The sequence below is a fragment of the Streptomyces sp. NPDC058459 genome (assembly GCF_042721685.1).
Taxonomy (GTDB): Bacteria; Actinomycetota; Actinomycetes; order Streptomycetales; family Streptomycetaceae; genus Streptomyces.
Window position 1 is genome coordinate 1 of sequence record NZ_JBHXLV010000123.1, and the last position, 19,481, is coordinate 19,481.

The 19,481-nt window shown below is 72.2% G+C and carries 19 protein-coding genes and 1 pseudogene; 8 read left to right on the forward strand and 12 right to left on the reverse strand.

Annotated features, from left to right (window positions below):
- Positions 1-304 precede the first annotated feature (304 nt).
- Genes ACFWN1_RS21480 through dhaK form a run of 3 tightly spaced genes read right to left on the reverse strand, consistent with a single transcriptional unit; the run spans position 305 to position 2,355 of the window.
- A complete protein-coding gene (locus ACFWN1_RS21480; protein ID WP_384364199.1) occupies positions 305-715 on the reverse strand; it encodes a PTS-dependent dihydroxyacetone kinase phosphotransferase subunit DhaM in 411 nt (136 codons plus the stop codon).
- Entirely contained in the window at positions 708-1,316 is a 609-nt protein-coding gene (gene dhaL, locus ACFWN1_RS21485) for a dihydroxyacetone kinase subunit DhaL (protein ID WP_384364201.1), read from the reverse strand. Before dhaL ends, ACFWN1_RS21480 begins: the two co-directional genes overlap by 8 nt.
- Positions 1,317-1,362: 46 nt before the next feature.
- A complete protein-coding gene (gene dhaK, locus ACFWN1_RS21490; RefSeq protein WP_384364203.1) occupies positions 1,363-2,355 on the reverse strand; it encodes a dihydroxyacetone kinase subunit DhaK in 993 nt (330 codons plus the stop codon).
- Positions 2,356-2,851: 496 nt separating this feature from the next.
- On the opposite strand from dhaK, the gene ACFWN1_RS21495 reads away from it, so the two are divergent.
- Entirely contained in the window at positions 2,852-2,980 is a 129-nt protein-coding gene (locus ACFWN1_RS21495) for a hypothetical protein (RefSeq protein ID WP_384364205.1), read from the forward strand.
- Between the two features lie 480 nt (positions 2,981-3,460).
- Positions 3,461-3,955, forward strand: coding sequence for a transglycosylase SLT domain-containing protein (locus tag ACFWN1_RS21500; protein WP_384364207.1), 495 nt, complete (start codon positions 3,461-3,463; stop codon positions 3,953-3,955).
- A gap of 80 nt (positions 3,956-4,035) precedes the next feature.
- On the opposite strand, the gene ACFWN1_RS21505 is transcribed toward ACFWN1_RS21500, so the two are convergent.
- The 3 genes from ACFWN1_RS21505 to ACFWN1_RS21515 form a co-directional block, all read right to left on the reverse strand.
- On the reverse strand, positions 4,036-5,289 hold the full coding sequence (locus ACFWN1_RS21505; RefSeq protein ID WP_384364209.1) for an acyl-CoA dehydrogenase family protein: 1,254 nt from the start codon (positions 5,287-5,289) through the stop codon (positions 4,036-4,038).
- Complete coding sequence (locus tag ACFWN1_RS21510; protein WP_384364211.1) at positions 5,267-5,686, reverse strand: hypothetical protein; 420 nt, start codon at positions 5,684-5,686, stop codon at positions 5,267-5,269. The genes ACFWN1_RS21505 and ACFWN1_RS21510 overlap by 23 nt, the downstream gene beginning before the upstream one ends.
- A 78-nt stretch (positions 5,687-5,764) precedes the next feature.
- Entirely contained in the window at positions 5,765-5,965 is a 201-nt protein-coding gene (locus ACFWN1_RS21515) for a hypothetical protein (RefSeq protein WP_384364213.1), read from the reverse strand.
- Positions 5,966-6,079: 114 nt separating this feature from the next.
- Between ACFWN1_RS21515 and ACFWN1_RS21520 the strand changes: the two genes are divergently transcribed.
- Complete coding sequence (locus tag ACFWN1_RS21520; RefSeq protein WP_384364215.1) at positions 6,080-8,485, forward strand: SpoIIE family protein phosphatase; 2,406 nt, start codon at positions 6,080-6,082, stop codon at positions 8,483-8,485.
- Between the two features lie 328 nt (positions 8,486-8,813).
- On the opposite strand, the gene ACFWN1_RS21525 is transcribed toward ACFWN1_RS21520, so the two are convergent.
- Positions 8,814-10,184: an MFS transporter gene (locus ACFWN1_RS21525; protein ID WP_384364217.1), complete on the reverse strand. Its 1,371-nt coding sequence runs from the start codon at positions 10,182-10,184 to the stop codon at positions 8,814-8,816.
- Positions 10,150-10,638, reverse strand: a complete 489-nt coding sequence (locus ACFWN1_RS21530; RefSeq protein WP_384364219.1) for a hypothetical protein — start codon at positions 10,636-10,638, stop codon at positions 10,150-10,152. The genes ACFWN1_RS21525 and ACFWN1_RS21530 overlap by 35 nt, the downstream gene beginning before the upstream one ends.
- Before the next feature lie 87 nt (positions 10,639-10,725).
- Between ACFWN1_RS21530 and ACFWN1_RS21535 the strand changes: the two genes are divergently transcribed.
- Positions 10,726-12,177 carry an aromatic amino acid ammonia-lyase gene (locus tag ACFWN1_RS21535; protein ID WP_384364221.1) on the forward strand — a complete coding sequence of 484 codons (1,452 nt, stop codon included), beginning with the start codon at positions 10,726-10,728 and terminating at the stop codon, positions 12,175-12,177.
- Between the two features lie 82 nt (positions 12,178-12,259).
- On the opposite strand, the gene ACFWN1_RS21540 is transcribed toward ACFWN1_RS21535, so the two are convergent.
- Together ACFWN1_RS21540 and ACFWN1_RS21545 are read right to left on the reverse strand one after the other, a co-directional pair.
- On the reverse strand, positions 12,260-12,796 hold the full coding sequence (locus ACFWN1_RS21540) for a hypothetical protein (RefSeq protein ID WP_384364223.1): 537 nt from the start codon (positions 12,794-12,796) through the stop codon (positions 12,260-12,262).
- A gap of 257 nt (positions 12,797-13,053) precedes the next feature.
- A complete protein-coding gene (locus tag ACFWN1_RS21545) occupies positions 13,054-13,284 on the reverse strand; it encodes a DUF2945 domain-containing protein (protein WP_384364225.1) in 231 nt (76 codons plus the stop codon).
- A 157-nt stretch (positions 13,285-13,441) separates the two neighbouring features.
- Between ACFWN1_RS21545 and ACFWN1_RS21550 the strand changes: the two are divergent.
- A pseudogene (locus tag ACFWN1_RS21550) lies at positions 13,442-13,759 on the forward strand (CBS domain-containing protein); the annotation flags it as partial.
- Between the two features lie 242 nt (positions 13,760-14,001).
- Here the strand turns inward: ACFWN1_RS21550 and ACFWN1_RS21555 are convergent.
- Positions 14,002-15,366 (reverse strand): DEAD/DEAH box helicase, encoded by a 1,365-nt coding sequence (locus ACFWN1_RS21555; protein WP_384364227.1) that lies wholly within the window; start codon positions 15,364-15,366, stop codon positions 14,002-14,004.
- Positions 15,367-15,628: 262 nt separating this feature from the next.
- Between ACFWN1_RS21555 and ACFWN1_RS21560 the strand changes: the two genes are divergently transcribed.
- Positions 15,629-17,698: a SpoIIE family protein phosphatase gene (locus ACFWN1_RS21560; protein WP_384364229.1), complete on the forward strand. Its 2,070-nt coding sequence runs from the start codon at positions 15,629-15,631 to the stop codon at positions 17,696-17,698.
- A gap of 372 nt (positions 17,699-18,070) precedes the next feature.
- Positions 18,071-18,520: an RpiB/LacA/LacB family sugar-phosphate isomerase gene (locus ACFWN1_RS21565; RefSeq protein WP_384364231.1), complete on the forward strand. Its 450-nt coding sequence runs from the start codon at positions 18,071-18,073 to the stop codon at positions 18,518-18,520.
- Positions 18,521-18,547: 27 nt separating this feature from the next.
- On the opposite strand, the gene ACFWN1_RS21570 is transcribed toward ACFWN1_RS21565, so the two are convergent.
- Positions 18,548-18,913 carry a DUF6479 family protein gene (locus ACFWN1_RS21570; RefSeq protein WP_384364233.1) on the reverse strand — a complete coding sequence of 122 codons (366 nt, stop codon included), beginning with the start codon at positions 18,911-18,913 and terminating at the stop codon, positions 18,548-18,550.
- Positions 18,914-19,055: 142 nt separating this feature from the next.
- Between ACFWN1_RS21570 and ACFWN1_RS21575 the strand changes: the two genes are divergently transcribed.
- Positions 19,056-19,445, forward strand: a complete 390-nt coding sequence (locus tag ACFWN1_RS21575) for a ferredoxin (protein ID WP_384364235.1) — start codon at positions 19,056-19,058, stop codon at positions 19,443-19,445.
- Positions 19,446-19,481 lie beyond the last annotated feature (36 nt).

Below are 19,481 nucleotides of genomic sequence, written 5' to 3' on the forward strand. Positions count from 1 at the left end.
GGCCGGACCCTGTGCGGCCCGGCCCGTCGGACCCCCGTGAGCCCCTGGTGCGCCGCTTCGTCCGGCCGTAGAACGGCAGCCGTACGCGACTCTCGCCACCCTCTTGGAGATCGACTGCGACGGCTGGCCCGGCACCCGCCGCGACCGAAGCTCGACCCCTACTTCTCCCCCCGGCACGCGGGCGCGGCCCGTCGAGAACCACGACGACGCGGTGGCCGAGGGGGAGGAGCCTGCCCGGAAGTTCGTCGGGCACACGGGCTGACAGCACGTGGGCCGGCTCCCTGCGGCGGGGACCGGCCCGCGCTCACACCTTGCGGTAGGCGTACGCCTCCGTCGCGGCGGCCACCACCGCGTCCAGATCGGCGCCCGTCGCCGCCGTCACCACGGCCGCCACCGCGCCCTCGACGAACGGGGCGTCCACCAGGCGGGCGCCGTCCGGGAGTTCGTCACCCTCGGCGAGCAACGCCTTCACCGTGAGCACAGCGCTGCCCAGGTCGGTGAGGACCGCGACCCCCGCGCCCTGGTCCACGGCGGCGGCCGCCGCGGATATCAGCTCCGCGCTGGTGCCGAAGCCGCCGCCCTCGATACCGCCCGCCGCGGCGACCGGCACCGCTGTGGCACCGCCCGCCAGGGCCTTCGCCAGCCCGGCCACCGACTCGGCGACCTCCGCGCTGTGCGACACCAGCACGATCCCGACATGCCGCTCGTCACTCATCGGAGCCTCCCTCCGCCGTCACCAGCGCCGCGATCAGCAGGGCCGACGAGGTGGCCCCGGGGTCCCGATGACCGATGCTGCGCTCACCCAGATAGCTCGCCCGGCCCTTACGGGCCTGCATCGGGGTCGTCTCCACGGCACCGGACTCGGCGGCCCGGCGCGCCGCGTCGAAACCGTCGCCGAGCGCGTCGACGGCCGGGATCAGCGCGTCCAGCATCGTCTTGTCACCGGGCGCCGCCCCGCCGAGCGCCTTCACCCCGTCCACCCCGGCCCGCAACGCCTCAGCCAGCTGCGCCTCGCTGACCTCGGGCGCGTCCCCGAGCGCCTTCCCGGTCCGCCGCAGCAGTGTGCCGTACAACGGCCCCGACGCCCCGCCGACCGTGGAGATCAGCTGGCGCCCGGCCAGGGTCAGCACGGCACCCGGCGTGTCCGGCGCCTCCTTCTCCAGGGCGGCCAGCACGGCCGTGAAGCCCCGCTGAAGATTGCTGCCGTGGTCGGCGTCGCCGATGGCCGAGTCGAGAGCGGTGAGTTGTTGCGCCTCCCGGTCCACGGACGCGGCGGTCACCGTGATCCAACGGCGGAAGAAGTCGGCGTCGAGCACTGGATCTCCTTGGCTGGTAGGGATGTTGACCACTGACTCCGCCGTATCACATCCCCCAGCGCAGTGCCGGGGTCCTGACCGGCGCGTCCCACAGCCGCAGCAGATCCTCGTCGACCTGGCACAGGGTGACGGAGGCGCCGGCCATGTCGAGCGAGGTCACGTAGTTGCCGACGAGCGTGCGGGCGACGGCCACACCCCGCTCCGCGAGCACCCGCTGCACCTCGGCGTTGAAGCCGAACAGCTCCAGCAGCGGGGTGGCGCCCATGCCGTTGACCAGGACCAGCACCGGGCCGCGCGGAGTGAGGTCGTCCAGGATCGCGTTCACCGCGAAGTCGGCGATCTCCCCGGAGGTCATCATCGGGCGCCGCTCCCGCCCCGGCTCACCGTGGATGCCGATGCCCAACTCCAGCTCGCCCGGCGGCAGATCGAAGGTGGGGGAGCCCTTGGCCGGGGTGGTGACGGAGCTGAGGGCCACACCGAAGCTGCGCGAGCTGTCGTTGACCTGGCGGCCGATCGCCTCCACGCGCTCCAGCGGCTGCCCCTCGGCCGCCGCCGCACCGGCGATCTTCTCCACGAACAGGGTCGCCCCGGTGCCGCGCCGGCCTGCCGTGTAGAGGCTGTCGGTGACCGCGACATCGTCGTTGACGAGGACCTTGCCGACCTGGATTCCCTCGTCCTCGGCCAGCTCGGCCGCCATGTCGAAGTTGAGTACGTCGCCGGTGTAGTTCTTCACGACGAACACCACCCCGGCCCCGCTGTCCACGGCCGCCGCGGCCCGCGCCATCTGATCCGGCACCGGGGAGGTGAACACCTCACCCGGACAGGCCGCTGCGAGCATGCCGGGCCCGACGAACCCGCCGTGCAGCGGCTCATGCCCCGACCCGCCCCCCGAGATCAGCCCCACCTGCCCGGCCACGGGCGCGTCCCGGCGGACGATCACCCGGTTCTCCACATCCACGTTCAGATCCGGATACGCGGCCGCCATCCCTCGCAGCGCATCCGCCACCACGGTTTCCGGGACGTTGATCAGCATCTTCATCGGTGTCTCCTGGTGAGGCTGGCGAGCGGGGCTCTGGTGAGAGACTTGGCTGTTCAGGCTGAGTACGCTCAGTTCGTCGTAAGGGCGTCTGAAGTGTCGACGGGCGGTCGGTGGCGGCGGGATCGCAGTACTACTGTCGGCAGTATCGGCCTTGTGGCTGCGAAGGTCACGTGGAGCGGAGAGAATCTCGCGCTCGCCTCGCGAGCTTCGGTCGCATGGACATCAGGGTCACCTCGGGCATCGCGGCACGCCTGTGACCGTGCTCGACCTGTAGGTGCGTCGCCGGGTGCGCGGGCGTGGGGCGGAGACGGCGAGCCGGCGGAATCGACTTGAGGTGCGGCAGATCTGCCGCAGCCATTCGGGTGATCTTGACGCGTCCGGCTCGTGCGTGACGTCGCCGCCGAACGCGGGCTCGTAGGTGAACCAGCCGGCTCCCCCGGATCGTCCACGAACGTGCAGCCGCCGGTTTCCGGGTCGAGCGGGACCGGGGGGAGAGGTGTCGTCTCGTGTCCTCGTCGGGGGACAGCGCGAGACCGTCGGCGCCCTGCTCGCCCTCGACGGTGGCGACGGGGTCTCCGGACAGGTCGGTCACCACGATGCCGGTGGTGCCGGCGCCCCTGGCTGAAGAAGAGAAGGAGGTGCAAGCCCCCCTGTCGCCGGCAGGACGGCCGCCGGGCGGATGCCGGACATCCCTGAGCCGCTGTCCTCGCCTGGCGGTTGCGCTGCCGCGTCCTGACGCGGAGTGTCCGGATCGTCGCCCGGTGTGGTGCGGACGGAGGGTGAGCCGTGACGGCGCTCATAGGGGGCAGATCACGTCCTACCGTGGATCGTAGAAGCGCACCCCTCCCGAGCTGCACCGCGAGCCCAGAGTCGGCAAGGTCGAGCTTTTTGCCCGTATTGCGGTAGTAGGTCACATGCTTGCGTGGGGATTTGTCCTCCCCTCATCATGTTTGTTGTCGCCGGAGCAGCGGGCCGGACCGGGTGATCACCAGGTGAGCCCGCTCAAGTCTGCCGGTGGCAGCGGGGCCTCGCCCCGACGCCCAACGGATGCCGCGACCGGATTCCCGGCCGGTGCCTCAACGACGTCCTCTGGAGAGACCCCTCTTTGAACGCGATCTTTTCCTCCCGCCGTCCTGTCCGCCTGCGCAAGCTCGCCCTGGCCGGCCTGACCACCGCGGGTGCCGCGGTGGCCGTCACGACCCTGATGCCGTCGTCCGCGTTCGCCGCCGAGGCCCACGTCTCCCGTCCGGTCACCGCGCACACCGCGTCCTCGGCCGCGTCGGGGAGCCTGGACAGCTGGATCAAGCAGTCGCTGGCCATCATGAAGGCCAAGCACATCCCGGGCAGCTACGACGGTCTCAAGCGCAACATCATGCGCGAGTCCAGCGGCAACCCCAACGCCCAGAACAACTGGGACGTCAACGCGCGGAACGGCATCCCCTCCAAGGGACTCCTGCAGGTGATCGACCCCACCTTCCGGGCCTATCACGTGAACGGCACCGCGCACAGCGCGACCGACCCCGTCGCCAACATCACCGCGGCCGCCAACTACGCCGCCCACCGCTACGGTTCGATCGACAACGTCAACTCCGCCTACTGATCGGGCGCACGTACGCGGGTACGCACGCGCAGAGCGGCAACGGCCCCCCGGCAGAACGCTGTCGGGGGGCCCGCGGCGTCTCAGACGAAGGCGCTGATCCCGGTCGCGGCCCGGCCGACGATCAGGGAGTTCATCTCGCGGGTGCCCTCGTAGGAGTACAGGGCCTCGGCGTCGGCCCAGAAGCGGGCCACCTCGTGGTCCAGCAGGATGCCATTGCCGCCGAGGAGTTCGCGGGCGTGGGCGACGACCTCGCGGGTCCGGGTGGTGCTGAACATCTTCGCCATGGACGCCTGCTGGTCGGTGAGACGGCCGGCGTCCTGGAGCTGCGCCGCCCGCACGTTCATGGTCTGGCAGGCGGTGATGTCGGCCAGCATCCGGGCCAGTTGGTCCTGGACGAGCTGGAACGCGGCGATCGGCTTGCCGAACTGCTCGCGCTCCAGGGTGTAGGCGCGGGCGGCCTCGTACGCGCCCATGGCGCAGCCCACCGCGTTCCAGGAGACACCGAGCCGGGTCGCGCGCAGCACCTTGGCGGTGTCCCTGAAGGAGTTCGCCTCCTGGAGCCGGTCCGCCTCCGGCACCCGTACGTCGCGCAGCTCGATCTCCGCGTTCTGTACGGTGCGCAGCGAGACCTTGCCCTCGATGCGGTGCGGGGTGAAGCCCTCGGCGCCCTGCCGCACCACGAAGCCCTTCACCTCGCCGTCGGCCTCGTCCTTCGCCCAGACGATCACCAGGTCGGCGAAGGTGGCGTTGCCGATCCACTTCTTGCGCCCGTTCAGCACCCAGGTGTCGCCCTCGCGCCGGGCGGTGGTGGTCAGCCCGCGCGAGGTGCCGGAGCCGACGCCGGGCTCGGTCAGCGCGAACGCGGCCAGCCGCTCCCAGCTCAGCATCTCCGGTATCCAGCGCCGCTTCTGCTCCTCGGAACCGCACTCCATGACCGAGGCGATGCCGAGTCCGCTGTGCACGCCGTAGAACGTGGCGAACGAGGGGTCGACGCGGGAGAGTTCCATGCTCACCAGGCCGGCCACCAGGGCGCCCCGGCCGGGTGCGCCGTAGCCGCTGAACTGGAGTCCCGCGATGCCCAGTTCCGGCAACCGCGGGATCAGCTCGTGCGGGAACTCGCCGCGCTCCCAGTAGTCGTCCGCGATGGGCGCCACGTTCTTGCGCGCCCAGTCCCGCACCGTCGCCAGCAGCTCCTGGTCCTTGGGGCCGACCGTCTCGCGTACGTGGTAGAAATCGGCCTCCACGGCCGCCGGGTCCGCCTCGTGGATCTTGACGGCGGGCCACTCGTGCTCATGGTCCTGCCCGGTGTGGTCACGCTGCTGCTCTGCGGTCATGGCGACCCCTCATCTCTCTCACGTGGCACAGGGAGGCGTGCTGCTCACCGGTGCCCGCGATCTCGTGCGCGTAGACCTGGCCGAAGATCCCGGGTGACGGACTCCACAGGTCTGCTCCGGGCCGGCCCGCCGGCGCGTCTCGGCCACGTCGTCCAACAGGGTCGCGATCTTCCCGGCCGAGCACCTGGGGGCCGTGCTCGGCGCTGCGGTACCGCAGCGGGGGTGCGACGCGGAGGTTCACGATCAGGCCGAGACCGCGGCCGATCAGCATCAGGGGGATGATCCGCCCGAGCTGGTTCAGCCGGTCGCCGGCGGTGGTCGCGGAGACGTAGGTGGAGAAGGCGAACAGGTTCGGTCCGGCGGAGAAGGGCGCGAAAGCCGGCGAGGCCTTGTTCACCGTGTCCCGTACAGGTCGGGCGGGTACCCGCTGCGCGGCGGATACGCGGAGGGCGCCCCTCGCACCCCTCGGCTCGAATCAGCCGGGCGTCGCCGACAGGCAGACCCGCCGCGGGCGGCGCGCGGCGGACTTCGACCAGGTCAGGGGGCGGTGGTCCACCGCGGACCCGCCGCTACCGGTGGCGCCCGGCGGACCCGCATCGCTCTCCCCGGCGCGGACGTGCTTCTCCACGGCGGCGATGGCCTCCGGCTGGTCTCCGGAGGGGCTGTGGCGGGACACCGCCGGGCACGGCCGGCCGCCTCGGGCGACCTGGCCGACCTGTGTGGTGAAGCACCCCCGTGCCGTTGGACGTACCGTGGGAAAAAGGCGGGGGCACCGAGCCGGAGGAGCGGGATGGGCGGGAGCAGCGCCGGTGCCGTGCAACACGTTTTCTCGTTCGCCGGCGTCGCGACGGCCGTGCTCGACGGCCACGGCACCGTGGTGCGCTGGTCGCACGCGGCCGCCGAACTGCTGGGCCGGACCGCTGAGGAGGTCTGCGGGCTTCCGGTACGCGACCTTATCGCGCGCGACTGCCCCGGCGCCGGAGCTGACGGCACCCTCCCGGCGGACGGGCACACCCTGCTGCGGCACCGTTCCGGTGGGACGGTCGCCGTCAGCTACCGCGTGCTGAGCACCGAGCCCGCCGAGGAGTCCCTGGTGCTGGCGGCTCCCACCCGGCGGGTGAGCCGCTGGCAGGCGGACGCCAGCATGCTGCGCGCGCTGCTCTCCCAGGACCGTGTCGGCATCGGCATGCACGACGTGGACCTGACCGTCGTGTGGACCAACATCACCCCCCGCGTGTTCGGCGGCGCCGCCCTGCCGCGCGGCAGCCGGCTGACGGACGTGGCGACCCTGAGGGACGCCAAGGCCGTGGAGGCCGAACTGTGCGGGGTCCTCAAGACCGGCGAGCCGCTGATCAGCAGGACGCTGTGCATGCGGTCGCCGCAGGGCGGGGAGCGATATCAGCTCCTGTCGATGTGTGCCTTCCGGGTGGAGGACGACACCGGTGCCCCCATCGGCATCGTCACCCTGTTCGCCGACACCCCGGAACAGCAGCGGGTCCGCCGGCGGCTCGACGTGCTGCACGCGGCCGCCGACCGCATCGGCGGCTCCCTCGACGTCATCCGCACCGTACGCGACCTGATGGACGTACTGGTCCCGGACCTGGGGGACGTGGGCTGGGCCGAACTGACCGACGCCGTGCTCGGCGCCGACGAACCCGCGTGCTCCACCGGCGGGGAGGACCCGCGTCTGCGCCGCGTCGTCGTGGTCCCCGAGGACGGCAGCGGCGGCACCGGCGCCCTCTTCCAGCCCGGCGATCCGGTCCCGCCGCTGCCGTGCACGGCCGAGCTGGGCGAGATCAAGCGCGGCCGGCCCGTCCTGCTGGACCCCGACACCGTGGCGGGCGTCCTCGGCGACCCCGCGTCGCCGCACCGTTTCGTACCGGAGCACGGCCATTCCGGCCTGTGGGCTCCGCTGTACGCGCGCGGACTGGTGCTGGGCTCCGTCTCCGTGTGGCGCACCGGGGAACGCGAGCCCTTCGAGCCGGAGGACGGCGACCTGCTGGCGGAGATCGCCTCACGGGCCGCGCTCGGCGTCGACAACGCCCGCCGCTACACCCGCGAACGCCGCACGGCGCTGACCCTCCAGCGGCGGCTGCTGCCCCCGGCCACCACCAGGAGCCCGGCGGCCGAGACCGCGGGCATCTACCTGCCCGCGGGCGGCGGCGCAGAGATCAGCGGCGACTGGTACGACGTGATCCCGCTCCCCTCCTTCCGGGTCGCCCTGGTCGCCGGGGACGTGGCCGGGCACGGCCTGAACGCGACCGCCGCCATGGGTGCCCTGCGCACCGCCGTCCGCACCCTCGCCGACCTGGAACTCGACCCCTCAGAACTCCTCACCCACCTCGACGATCTGGTACGCCGGCTCGGCCAGGACTCCGACTGGGGCAACCCGGACGGTGCCACCTGCCTGTACGTCGTCTACGACCCCGTCGCCCGCCGCTGTGCCGCCGCCGGGGCCGGCCACCCGCCCCCCGTCGAGGTCCGCCCCGACGGAACCTCCCGAGTGCTCCGCTTCACGCCGGGACCGCCGCTCGGGGTGGGTGGCATGCCCTTCGAGACCGTCACCACCGACCTGGCCCCCGACAGCGTCCTCGCCCTCTACACCAACGGGCTCCTGGAGCAGTACGACGGCGATCTGGACGCGGGCCTGCGCTGGCTCACCCGTCGGCTCGCCACCTCGTGCGGCCACGGCCGGAGCGTGGCGGACGCCGGCCGTCTGCTCAAGGCCGACCTCAGCGAGAACCCGCCCCGCGACGACATCGCGCTGCTGCTGGCCCGCACCCGCGCCATCCCCTCCGAGTCCATCGCGAGCTGGGAATTCGGCGCCGACGAGACCGTCGTGGCCGACGCCCGGCGGGCCGTCAGGGAGCGACTCGGCGCCTGGGGGCTGGAGGAGCTGGCCTTCACCACCGAACTGATCGTCAGCGAACTGGTCACCAACGCCGTGCGCTACGCCGGAGCCCCCGTGGGACTCCGGCTGATCCGCGACGACGTACTGGTCTGCGAGGTCACCGACCCCAGCAACACCCAGCCCCGGCTGCGGCGGGCGGTCTGGAGCGACGAGGGCGGCCGGGGCCTCTTCCTCGTCGCCCAGCTCTGCACCCGCTGGGGCAGCCGCTACGGCCCGACCGGCAAGACCATCTGGACCGAACAGCCCCTGATGCCAGGGGAAGTGGACTTCGAGGCACTGGCGTAGTGCGGAAGGACACGGCTCCGGCGACGGCCTGGTCCAGGTCACGGGACGAGACCCTGCCCCAGGGCGCGGACGCTGTGGACCGCTTCAACCGGGTACCGGTACCGGTACCGGTACCGGGGACCGTATTCCGAGCCACTGGTCGGCGCCCCAGGCCCGGAACCGCTCCACTTCGGTGAACGCCGCACGGTCCCGGGGCCCGGCCTCCCGTAGTACGAGGCGGGCGGTCCTGAGCGGGGCGGGCGGCCCGGCAACGGGTCCGAGATCCATCATGCCGGCCAGCAAATCAGCGGTTTCGGCAGCGATCAAGACTCGCGGACCTCCCGACCGCTCAGTCCAGGGACACGTTCTTCGTCTCCGGGGCCCACGCCAGCGACGCGGCCAGGCCGACCGCCAGGACGAGGGTCAGCGCGAGCATCGTGGGGGAGAACCCGGCGTGTTCGAGGCTGAGCGGCAGCAGGAACGTGCCGATAGCGGAGCCGATACGGCTCATGCCGTTCAGCAGGCCGACGCCGGAGCTGCGCAGGTCGGTCGGGAACAGCTCGGCCGGGTAGACCTGGTCGAGGTTGACGGCCGCCGACATGGTGAACGTGAACACCAGGAACAGCGGGAAGAGCAGGCCCTTCGGCGCGCCGGGCCAGACCGCCATGGGAGCGAGCGCGGCGATCAGCACGACGAACGACCAGATCGTCAGCCCGCGCCGGCTCATCTTCGCCACGAACCACAGGCCCGCCACACTGCCGCCCAGCAGGAACAGGTTCAGTACGCCGTCGCTGGTGGTGTCCTCCTCGCCGACCCCGATCCTGGCCAGGACCAGCGGCAGGAAGGTGTAGATGGCGAAGTACGGCACCACCTGGGCGTTGTAGAAGATGACGCCGAACGCCGTGCGCCGCCAGTACGCGCGGCCGAACAGGTCGCGGTAGCGCGCCGTCGGCTTCTCGGCGGCGGTGTGGGCGATCCGCGCCAGCGACGCGAGCGCGTCCTCGTCGCCGCCGAGGCGGCGCACCACGGCCCGCGCCTGGTCTACGCGCCCGCGGGCGAGGAGCCAGCGCGGCGATTCGGGCACACCGAGCCGCAGCAGCACCACGGCGAGCGCGGGCACGCTGCTGGAGGCGAGCAGCCAGCGCCACGCCTCGCCCCCGAGTCCGACGACCCAGTTGCCGAGGAAGAACGCGACGACGTAGCCCACCGTCCACATGACGGTCAGGGAGGCGAGCAGACCGCCCCGGTAGCGGCGCGGCACGAACTCGGCGACGAGGGTCGGGCCCAGCGCGTAGTCGGCGCCGATCCCGATGCCGATCAGCAGTCGCAGTACGAACAACTGTGCGGGACCGGTCACGAAGAACTCGGCCGCCGACGCGACCGCGATGAGCAGGAAGTTGTACGTGTAGAGGCGCTGGCGGCCGATCCGGTCGGCGGCCCAGCCGATGACGACGCTGCCGAGGAAGATGCCGATCAGCGCCGCCGCGCCGAGCAGGCCCTCCCACACCGAGCCGAATCCCAGCTGGCCGGCGATCACCGGCAGGGCGATGCTGATGATGCCGAGTTCGTAGCCGTCGGAGTAGTTGGCGCAGAACGTCAGCGCCGTGATCCGTAGGTGGAAGCGGTTGAGCGGGGTGTCGTCGAACGCGGTGGCCGCCTCGCCGCTCCCGGAGGGGCCGGGGTTGTCACTGCCGGAGGAAGAGGTCCTGATCTGCGGCATGGTCTTCGAAACCTTCCACTCGTTGCCTGGCCGAGGCGCCGGCCGCTTCAGCCATCGCCTCCACCGCGCCGAGACGAGCCGGTCCATGATCAGAAGCGTGTGCAGGCCCAGAGCCCTGGTGGTCGCCCGACACACTGGCCGAGCCGGTCAGCAGCCGGACATCCGGATGGATCTTGGTGGCAAGGTAGGCGAACGAGGCGGCCCGCGCGGCCGACACGCGATACCCCACGACGACCAGCGGCACGGACGCCAGCAGCCGCCCGGCGACGGCGCGCAGCCGGGTCTCGTCGGCGAGCTGGGCGCGCAGCGCGGCGAGGTTGCGCAGATCGGCGTCCACGGCGGCCTGGAACTTGTTGCCACCGCGCGCGATCACCGGCTCGGTCGTCGCGCTGCGCGGACGACGCCGGGACTCCGCGTACCCGTAGAAGCCGAGCAGCGCGACGAAACGGGTCATCGACCTTCCCGCTGTTCTTGCCAGCGTGATGAATCAAGAGTTACATGCTATTCACAGAGTGAATGAAATACTGTCAAGAGGGTGGCGATGACAGACTCCAGCCGCATCCTGATCAGCGGCGCCGGACTGAAGTGCGCCGACGTCGTCCGCGTGGCGCGCCGCAGCGCCTGGCCGAAGCTGGCGCCCGAAGCGCTGACCAGGGCGGCACAGAGTTACGAACTCGCCGTGGAACTGGGTGCCAAGGGCGCGGTCTACGGCAGGACGACCGGCGTCGGCGCCAACCGCCACATCGTCGTGGACCCCGATGGCGCCGACCTGCACGGGCTGCGTCTGCTGCGCAGCCACGCCGGCGGCACCGGCGCCCCGCTGCCCGACGACGCGGTACGCGCCGTCATGGCCGTCCGCCTCAACCAGCTCGCCGCCGCGGGCAGCGGGGTGCACCCCCGGCTGCTCCGGGCGCTGGAGCAGGCCCTGCGGGTCGGAGCGCTGCCCCTCGTGCACACCCGTGGCGCGATCGGCACCGGTGACCTCACCGCGCTGGCCGAGATCGCGCTGACCCTCGCCGGTGAACTGCCCTGGGAGTCCGGGGGGATCGACCCGGTCGCGATCAGCCCCGGCGACGCGCTCGCGTTCATCTCCAGCAACGCCGCCACCCTCGCCGAGGCCGTACTCGCCTGGCACGACCTGTCCCGGCTGCTCGCGGCGAGCCATGTGGTGACCGCGCTGACCTTCTGCGCACTGGGCGGCTCCGCCGAGGCGTACGACGAGCGCGTACACGCCTCACGGCCGCACCCCGGCGCCGTGCGGTGCGCGGCCGAACTGCGACGTCTGCTCACCGAGGGCGGCGATCTGCCGCCCGGACGGCGCCTCCAGGACCCCTTCGGCCTCCGGGCCTTCCCTCAGGTGCAGGGCCCCGCGCTGGAGGCCGCCGCCCATGTGGAACAGGTGCTGGAAGTCGACCTGAACGCGGCGGCGGAGAACCCGCTCATCGACGCCGAGACCCAACAGGCCTACCACCACGGCCAGTTCTCCACGGCTCCGGTCGCGCTGGCCTTCGACTACCTGCGGGCCGCGCTCCACCACACCGCCGAGCTGTCCGCCGCCCGCCTCAGCGACCTCGTGGAACCGGACCTCAGCGGTCTCCCGCCCTTCCTTGCCGAGGGCCCCGCGGGCAGCTCCGGCATCATGATCCTCGAATACGTCGCCCACGACGCCCTCGGCACCCTGCGCCATGCCGCCTCGCCGGTCACCCTGGGCACCGCGGTCATCTCCCGCGGCCTGGAGGACCACGCCAGCTTCTCCACCCACGCGGTCCGCAGCACGGTCGCGGCGACGGCGGCGTACCGCACGGTGCTGGCCTGCGAACTGCTGGGCGCGGTAAGGGCGTTGCGGATGTCCGACACGGTGCTCCCCGACACCCCGCTCCGCCAGGCGTTCGCCCTGGCATCGGCTGGGCTGCCGCATGTGACGGAGGACCATCCGCTGAGCGCGGAGATCCAGCAGGCCGAACGGCTGCTGGACCGGCTGGCGGTGCTGTAGGGCAAGGGTGGGTCGGTGCCCCTGGAGTCGGCCACTCCGACACTCGGGGCAGCTCCGGCGCGGAGCTGCCCTGAGGAGGGTGTCAGTCCTGGTCGGCGCCGGTCAGGGCGTCGGTGACCATACGGGTGGCGAAGTCACGGTCGTCGGACATGCGGTTGATGTGCTCGGCGAGCAGCACGGCCGTCCCCTCCAGGGGATTCATCTCGGCATCGGTCCAACGACCGTACTGCGCGCGCCACAGACTCGGGCTCAGGCCGAGGCCGGAGGAGATGAGCAGGCCGGCCATGATGGGGATGACCTCGGGACGGAAGGTCTTGGGCATCCTCCGCATCGTGCTCACCAGGGCGGGCACCACGGACTCGAGGACATCCTGGTCGTGCGCCTCGCAGGCCAGACGAAGCCACTTCATGAACAGGTAGATGAGTGTGCAGGTTCCGTCCAGCAGCGCGTCGAGTCCCGTGGGGCCCAGGGACGCGGCGAACTGGTCGAGCAGCCGCTGATACTCGGGGTCGACCTCGGACTTGTCGTCGTAGATGGCCTGGAGCCGAGAGTCGATCATCAGCAGCGCCGCACCCACATCGCCGACCGGCGCTTCCGAGGGATCGCAGGGTGATGACACGGCACTCCTCTCACGGGGCCGCGGCGGGCCGCGCGGCATGCACTCACCGTAGACCGCCGATCGCGCGGGGGGTGAGGAAACCTGATGAATCACCTTTTCGGGTAAGGCTCATGGCGGGGTGGGGTACTTCGGCGGTCGTGCTCGTCCTCCCAGACCATGAGAAGCGCTTGAGGATCGGCGCCGCGCGCCCGCGCGTAGGACGACGATGAAGCGGCGACTGGGAAAGCGCTGCCTGGCGAGGATGCCTCACCAAGTCGCTACGACTTCCCCTTCTTCTTCAGTGCCGAAGGCTTGTGTACCGCCCTCTTGCCGGTCTCGTCGCTGCTGACCTCGTACTGGGGGTCGTCCGGGGAGGCGTCGACCGTGCGCCCGGCTGCCTCGGTGCGGCTGGTGATCTTCTTCTCGACCTTGCCCGTGGTCTCGGTGCCGTGGGTGCTCCAGGCGACCTCGTCACCCTTGGCGGGGCGGTCCTTGGCGGAGTCGTTCATGGGGGCTCCTTGCTGAAGGTGTTCCTACCACCCTGGCCGGGCGCCGGGCCGTTCGCACCTGGGCGCGGGGCCGGTCGGACCTTCTGGGGTACACGGTGGGGCGCAGGACCGTGGCCGATCGAGGAAGGCAGTGGGGATGTACAGCGTGCGCGAGATCATGAGCGGGAGTCCCACGACGGTGGACGGCCGGGAGTCGGTGACGTCCGTGGCGCGGACGATGCGTGACGACGGGGTCGATGTCGTGCTCGTGGTGGAGGGCGGCAGTCTGCGGGGACTGGTCAGCGATCACGACCTCGTCGTACGCGCGCTCGCGGACGCGGCCGACGCCGACGAGATGACCGTGGGCGAGCTGGTGCACGGGGGTTTCGTGACCGTGGACATCGACGACGGTCTCAGCACCGTCGCCCGGCTGATGGAGGAGAACTCGGTCCGGCAGGTCGCCGTCATCGAGAGCGGGTCACCGGTGGGCGTCGTGAACGCCGGCGACCCCCGTCTCCAGGGCCGCCCCGGCCGCATCGACTCACCCACCCCGGAGCGCCGGCCGCGCACCCTCGTGGACCGGTACGGCCACCCGGGTCGCCGTCCGGCTGACGGCACCCGTGCCGGTACCCCTTGTCTACGCGCCCGTGGTCGGCTGGGCCCTGCACCGGCTCACCCGCGTCCGACCTCAGCTCCCGCCCCGGACCCGCGCCGCCCGCCGGTGCACGGCGCGCGACTTCAGCGCCCGCGCCGGACCTGCGCCGCCCGCCGGGCCTCGGCGAGCTTGCGCGCCTCGCTCGTCTTGCGGGACGGCCGGCCGCCGGACGCGTCCTTGGTGGAGCCCATGCCGCGGAAGGGCGCGTTGGTGTTCTTGGGACGTGTCGACGGACCGCCGTCGAGCGGGGTGCCGGAGGGCTTGCGGGCGCCGGTGATCCGGGTCAGGGCCGCCTCACCCGAGCGCACCTTGGTGACCGTCGGCTCGATGCCGGCCTCCGCCGTCACCTTGCTCAGCTCCCGCCGCTGCCCCGACAGCACCAGCGTGACGACGCTGCCCGAGTCGCCGCCCCGGGCGGTGCGGCCCGCGCGGTGGAGATAGTCCTTGGCGTCGGCGGGCGGGTCGACGTTGACCACCAGGTCGAGGTCGTCGATGTGCAGTCCGCGCGCCGCGACGTTGGTCGCCACGAGCGCGGTGATCTGCCCGTCCTTGAACTGCGCGAGGGTCCGCGTGCGCTGCGGCTGGGACTTGCCGCTGTGCAGCGCCGCCGCGTGCACCCCGCTGCCCCGCAGATGCCGGGTGAGCTGGTCGACGCCGTGCTTGGTGTCCAGGAACAGCAGGACGCGGCCGTCGCGCGCGGCGATCTCCGTCGTCACGGCGTACCGGTCCGGTCCGTGCACGAGCAGGACGTGGTGGTCCATCGCCGTGACGGCGCCCGCGGCCGGGTCGACCGAGTGGGACGCCGGGTCCTTGAGGTGGTCGCGGACCAGGTCGGCCACATCGCGGTCCAGCGTCGCGGAGAACAGCATGCGCTGACCGTCCGGCCGTACCTGCTCCAGCGCCTCGGTGACCTGCGGCAGGAAGCCCAGGTCGCACATCTGGTCGGCTTCGTCCAGGACGGTGACGCGGACCCGGTCCAGGCGGCACGCCTTGCGCTCGATGAGGTCGTGCAGTCGGCCGGGAGTGGCCACGACGACCTCGGCGCCGTCGCGCAGCGCCGCGATCTGCCGGCCGATCGACACGCCACCGACGACCGCCGCCATGCGCAGCCCCAGTGCGTCGGCGTACGGGGTGAGCGCCTCGCAGACCTGCTGGGCCAGCTCGCGGGTGGGCACCAGGATCAGGGCCAGCGGCTGCTTCGGCTCCGCCCGGCGCCCCGCCGTACGGGCCAGCAGCGGGAGGCCGAAGGCGAGCGTCTTGCCGGAGCCGGTGCGGGCCCGCCCGAGGACGTCGCGTCCGGCGAGCGCGTCGGGGATCGTGGCCGCCTGGATCGGGAAGGGCTCGCGCACGTCCAGCTCGGCGAGCTTGCGCCGCACGGCGGGCGGGAGGTCCAGCTCGGCGAAGGTGACGGCCGAGTGCTGGGGCTCGGCGGGGTCCGGGTGGTTCATGACAAGCCTTCCGCAAGAGGGGACGTACCGAGGAAGGCCCGGTAGGACGAGGCACGGCGACCGGACGGGCGGGGTCGGCGACCGTCACCACCGTGCAAAAGTTTCACGTTAACACAAGGGGCCCACCACGGGCCGGTCGGGCCGGTGACCCGGGCCGCTCGGGCAGGAGCGGTTCGGGGGCGCACGGCATAGTGGTATGAGCTGATGCAAAAGACGCGGCCCGTGTGCTCGCATCGGGCCGGTCGACGGGAAGGCGACAGGTATGGGTGCCAAGGACCTGTGGGACCCGGGGCCCGGCCCGGCGGGGGACCGGGCGGTCAGGGTGGCCGGCGGCCTGCTCGACCTGCTGCATGCCTCCGCCGTGGTCATGGACGCCGAGGGCCGCGTCGTCCTGTGGAGCCCCGAGGCCGAGCAGCTGTTCGGGTACGACGCGGCCGAGGCCCTCGGCCGGTTGGTCGAGGAGCTGCTGGCGCTGCCCGAAGACGCCCGGCGCATTCATGAGCTGTTCGAGCAGACGCGGGTCGGCACCACCGTCGCGGGGGTCTTCCGGGCCCGGTGCAAGGATGGTTCGACCCGTTCGGTCGAATACCGCAAAGGCCGTCTGCACGACCCGGACGGGAACGTGCTCGGGCTGGCACTCGTCGCCGACGTGGACACCATCCGCCGGGTGGAGAGCGACCTCGCCCTGTCCGAGCTGGTGATCAACCAGTCGCCCGTCGGGCTCGCCGTGTTCGACACCGAGCTGCGCTGGATGCGCATCAACGCCGCGCTGACCAGGGCCAACGGGGCGACCGAGGAGGAGGTCGTCGGGCGGCGGCTTGAGGACACCCTGCCGGGGGTGGACACGGAGGCGATCGAGACCGCGATGCGGCATGTGCTGCGCACCGGCGAGCCGATCCTCGACCAGCGCACGATCGGCCGCGTCCCGGCCGACCCGGACCACGACCACGCCTGGTCGGAGTCGTACTACCGGATCGAGGACCGGCACGGACAGGTGCTGGGGGTCGCGGTGTCCGTCGTGGACGTCACCGCGCGTCACCTCGCCGCCGCCGAGGTCGCGGCCGCGCACCGGCACCTGGCCACCCTCTCCGAGGCCAGCGCCGACATCGGCAGCACGCTCGACCTGCGGCAGACCGCGCGGGAGCTGGCCGAGGCCGTCGTGCCCCGGTTCGCCGACCTGGCCACCGTCGACCTGCTGGAGTCCGTCGCCACCGGCCGGCGGACCGTCGCCGGCGAGCACGCCCGGTTCGACACCCTCGCCGTCGCCCCCGCCGACCTGGACGACGCTCTGGGCGGGGCCGCGCTCTGGGACGATCTGGCGACCGAGGAGCGGCCGCCGATGATACGCGGCAGTGTCCGTGCGGGTACCCCGGCCATGATCTCCCGCGTGGACGGTGCCGCACTGCGCCGGATCGGCGGCGACGAGCAGGCCGTCGCCGCGCTCCGCAAGGCGGGTGTGCGCAGCTACCTCGTGGCGCCGCTGGTCGCGCGCGGCACCGTGCTCGGCGTGCTCAGCCTGTACCGCACGGGCAACACCCGCCCCTTCGACAGCCGTGACCTGCAGATGGTCTGCGAGATCGTCGGGCGGGCCGCCATCAGCGTGGACAACGCCCTGCTGTACGGCCGTGAGCGGGACACCGCGCTCACCCTCCAGCGCAGCCTGCTCCCGCAGACCCCGCCCGAGCAGCCCGAGGGCCTGGAGATCGCCGTCGGCTACCGTCCCGCGGGCAGCGGCACCGAGGTCGGCGGCGACTGGTACGACGTGCTGCCGCTCAGCGACGGCAAGGTGGGCCTGGTGGTCGGCGACGTGATGGGCAGCGGCGTCCGGGCCGCCGCCATCATGGGCCAACTGCGGACCACGACAAGGGCGTTGGCCAAGCTCGACCTGCCGCCCGCCGAACTGCTCGCGCATCTGGACGAGACCGCGGCCACGCTCAGCGAGTCCTTCGCCACCTGCGTCTACGCGGTCTGCGACCCCAAGCGCGGTACCTGCACGTTCTCCTGCGCGGGCCACCTCCCGCCGGTAGTCGTCGAGCCGGGTCACGAGGCCACGCTCCTCACCCTCCCCACCGCAGCACCCCTGGGTGTCGGCGGAGTACCTTTCGGCACGCTGGACGTCGACCTGCCCGAGGGCTCCCTGCTGGCCCTCTACACCGACGGCCTGGTCGAGACCAGGTACGACGCCATCGACGTGGGGCTGCACTCCCTCTGCCGGGCCCTGGAAGGCGCGACCGGCTCGCTGCGGCAGACCCGCGACATGCTCCTCGACACGGTCGACCAGTCCTCGGCCGACGATGTGGCACTGCTGCTCGCGCGGTTCGGCGGGGCGTAACGGGGACTGGCCTCCAACAGCTTCACCGACAGCCTGTGAGTGACATTTCCCGGGCCGCGACGGGATCACCGGCCGGCGTGCTGCCCTGACAGCTCTGCCCCGACGGCTCTGCCCCGGTCGCACGCTCCACCCGGCGACACGGCTCTGACCAGGCACATGCGTGAAGCCGGACGGCGAGCCGCCGGTCGGTGTCCCCGTCCGTATCGGCAACGAGAGCCCGCGCACCCGCACCGAGGGCCGTTTCTCCTCCCCGACGGGCCCAGCAGGAGCAGCGCCAGTCCCACCGCGACCGGTCACTCCCGGCTGTCGTTCTCGGAGGCCGAGTTGGGTAGCTTGGGGAGCTGAGCGGGCGAAGCGGAAAAGAGGTGCCCCGTGAGGATCTCCGTCTCCTCCGACATGGACGAACCGGTGGCCAGGCTCCTGGTGGCCGAGCTGCGCGAGCGGGGCCACGACGTGCGCGAGTACGGCGCGCTGCGGGCCGGCGCCGACCCGCGGTGGGCGGTGTGCTCGGAGGCCGCCGCGCGGGACGTGGCCGGGGGCGCCGCCGAGCAGGCGGTCGTCTGCTGCTGGACCGGCACCGGCGCCTCGATCGCCGCGAACAAGGTGCCGGGGGTACGTGCCGCGCTCTGCGCGGACGCCGCGACAGCGGACGGTGCGCGCCGCTGGAACGACGCCAACGTCCTCGCCCTCAGTCTGCGGCTCACCTCGCAACCGCTGCTGAGGGAGATCCTCGACGCCTGGTTCGCGGCCGCGCCGAGCCAGGACAAGGAGGACCGCCACAACCTGGCCCACGTCGAAGCCCTCGACGCACGGCCACGCTGAGGCGGTCCCCGGTGCCGGGGTGCCGGGTCAGTGGGCGCCTGGGCCGCCCCCGCCGAAGGAGCCGCTCGACCCCCTGCTCCAGCGCGGACGGTCCTTGTTCTCGCTGGTCCTGGTGCCCATGTTGGTCAGTTCGTAGGGGGTGAGCGCACGCCCGCCCTTGGGGATGCGCGGGATCTCGTCCGGCTCCCGGTTCTCCTGCACCTCCCGGGTCCGTCCCTCCGGGGGAAGGTGCGGCTGTTCCTCGGCGCTGGGGCGCAGCGGCTCCCTGTCCTTGATCCGCTCGTTGATCCAGAAGCCGCCGCCCAGCAGTGCCAGCACGCCGACGGCCACGACGAAGAGCACCAGGCTGATCAGCCCGCTCGGTGCCGCCAACTGCGTCATCGCGATGTCCATAGCAGTGGAGTACCCCGCACAAAAGGTGCGAACCGGACGCTCAGGGTGGTTGTCCGGGTACCGTGAGTCTCTGAGAGGTCGCCGCGCCCACCGGGCCGACGCCCGCGCGTTTACGCCGCCGCACCACGGCTACCCGCCCCGTGTGACACCTCCGCACCCCTCACGAGAGCAGCTCTACCGATTCCTGGAGGACCGGTTCGCCTGCGCCCAGGCGTGCTCCGACTGCGCGCGGGCCTGCGCGGTGCGCGCCAGCCTCGTCGGCAGTTACGGCACCGCCGGGCAGGAGCGCGCCCGCCGCCTCGGCATCATGTGCGCCGAGGTGTGCGACACCACCTGCCGCGCGCTGTCCGAGGAGGGCCGCGCGGACGGCGAGGGCACCGAGGCCGAGATCAGGCTCCAGCTGGAGTGGTGCCGCTCGCTCTGCGCCGAGGCGGCCGAGGCGTTCGACGGCCAGCCCGGCGCGGAGAACGCCGCCACCGCCTGCCGTACCTGCGCCCAGGCGTGCGTGGACTTCATGGCGGCCCTCTCCTGACCCTGTCCCCGCGCGCCGCACGGCGTAGCCATGCGG

Excerpts from the sequence above, each read along its gene's own strand:
- ACFWN1_RS21505 (WP_384364209.1), bottom strand. The coding sequence starts at position 5,289 with ATGACCGCAGAGCAGCAGCGTGACCACACCGGGCAGGACCATGAGCAC.
- ACFWN1_RS21555 (WP_384364227.1), bottom strand. The coding sequence starts at position 15,366 with ATGAACCACCCGGACCCCGCCGAGCCCCAGCACTCGGCCGTCACCTTC.
- ACFWN1_RS21535 (WP_384364221.1), top strand. The coding sequence starts at position 10,726 with ATGACAGACTCCAGCCGCATCCTGATCAGCGGCGCCGGACTGAAGTGC.
- dhaK (WP_384364203.1), bottom strand. The coding sequence starts at position 2,355 with ATGAAGATGCTGATCAACGTCCCGGAAACCGTGGTGGCGGATGCGCTG.
- ACFWN1_RS21520 (WP_384364215.1), top strand. The coding sequence starts at position 6,080 with ATGGGCGGGAGCAGCGCCGGTGCCGTGCAACACGTTTTCTCGTTCGCC.
- ACFWN1_RS21545 (WP_384364225.1), bottom strand. The coding sequence starts at position 13,284 with ATGAACGACTCCGCCAAGGACCGCCCCGCCAAGGGTGACGAGGTCGCC.
- ACFWN1_RS21480 (WP_384364199.1), bottom strand. The coding sequence starts at position 715 with ATGAGTGACGAGCGGCATGTCGGGATCGTGCTGGTGTCGCACAGCGCG.
- ACFWN1_RS21570 (WP_384364233.1), bottom strand. The coding sequence starts at position 18,913 with ATGGACATCGCGATGACGCAGTTGGCGGCACCGAGCGGGCTGATCAGC.
- ACFWN1_RS21525 (WP_384364217.1), bottom strand. The coding sequence starts at position 10,184 with ATGCCGCAGATCAGGACCTCTTCCTCCGGCAGTGACAACCCCGGCCCC.
- ACFWN1_RS21530 (WP_384364219.1), bottom strand. The coding sequence starts at position 10,638 with ATGACCCGTTTCGTCGCGCTGCTCGGCTTCTACGGGTACGCGGAGTCC.
- ACFWN1_RS21560 (WP_384364229.1), top strand. The coding sequence starts at position 15,629 with ATGGGTGCCAAGGACCTGTGGGACCCGGGGCCCGGCCCGGCGGGGGAC.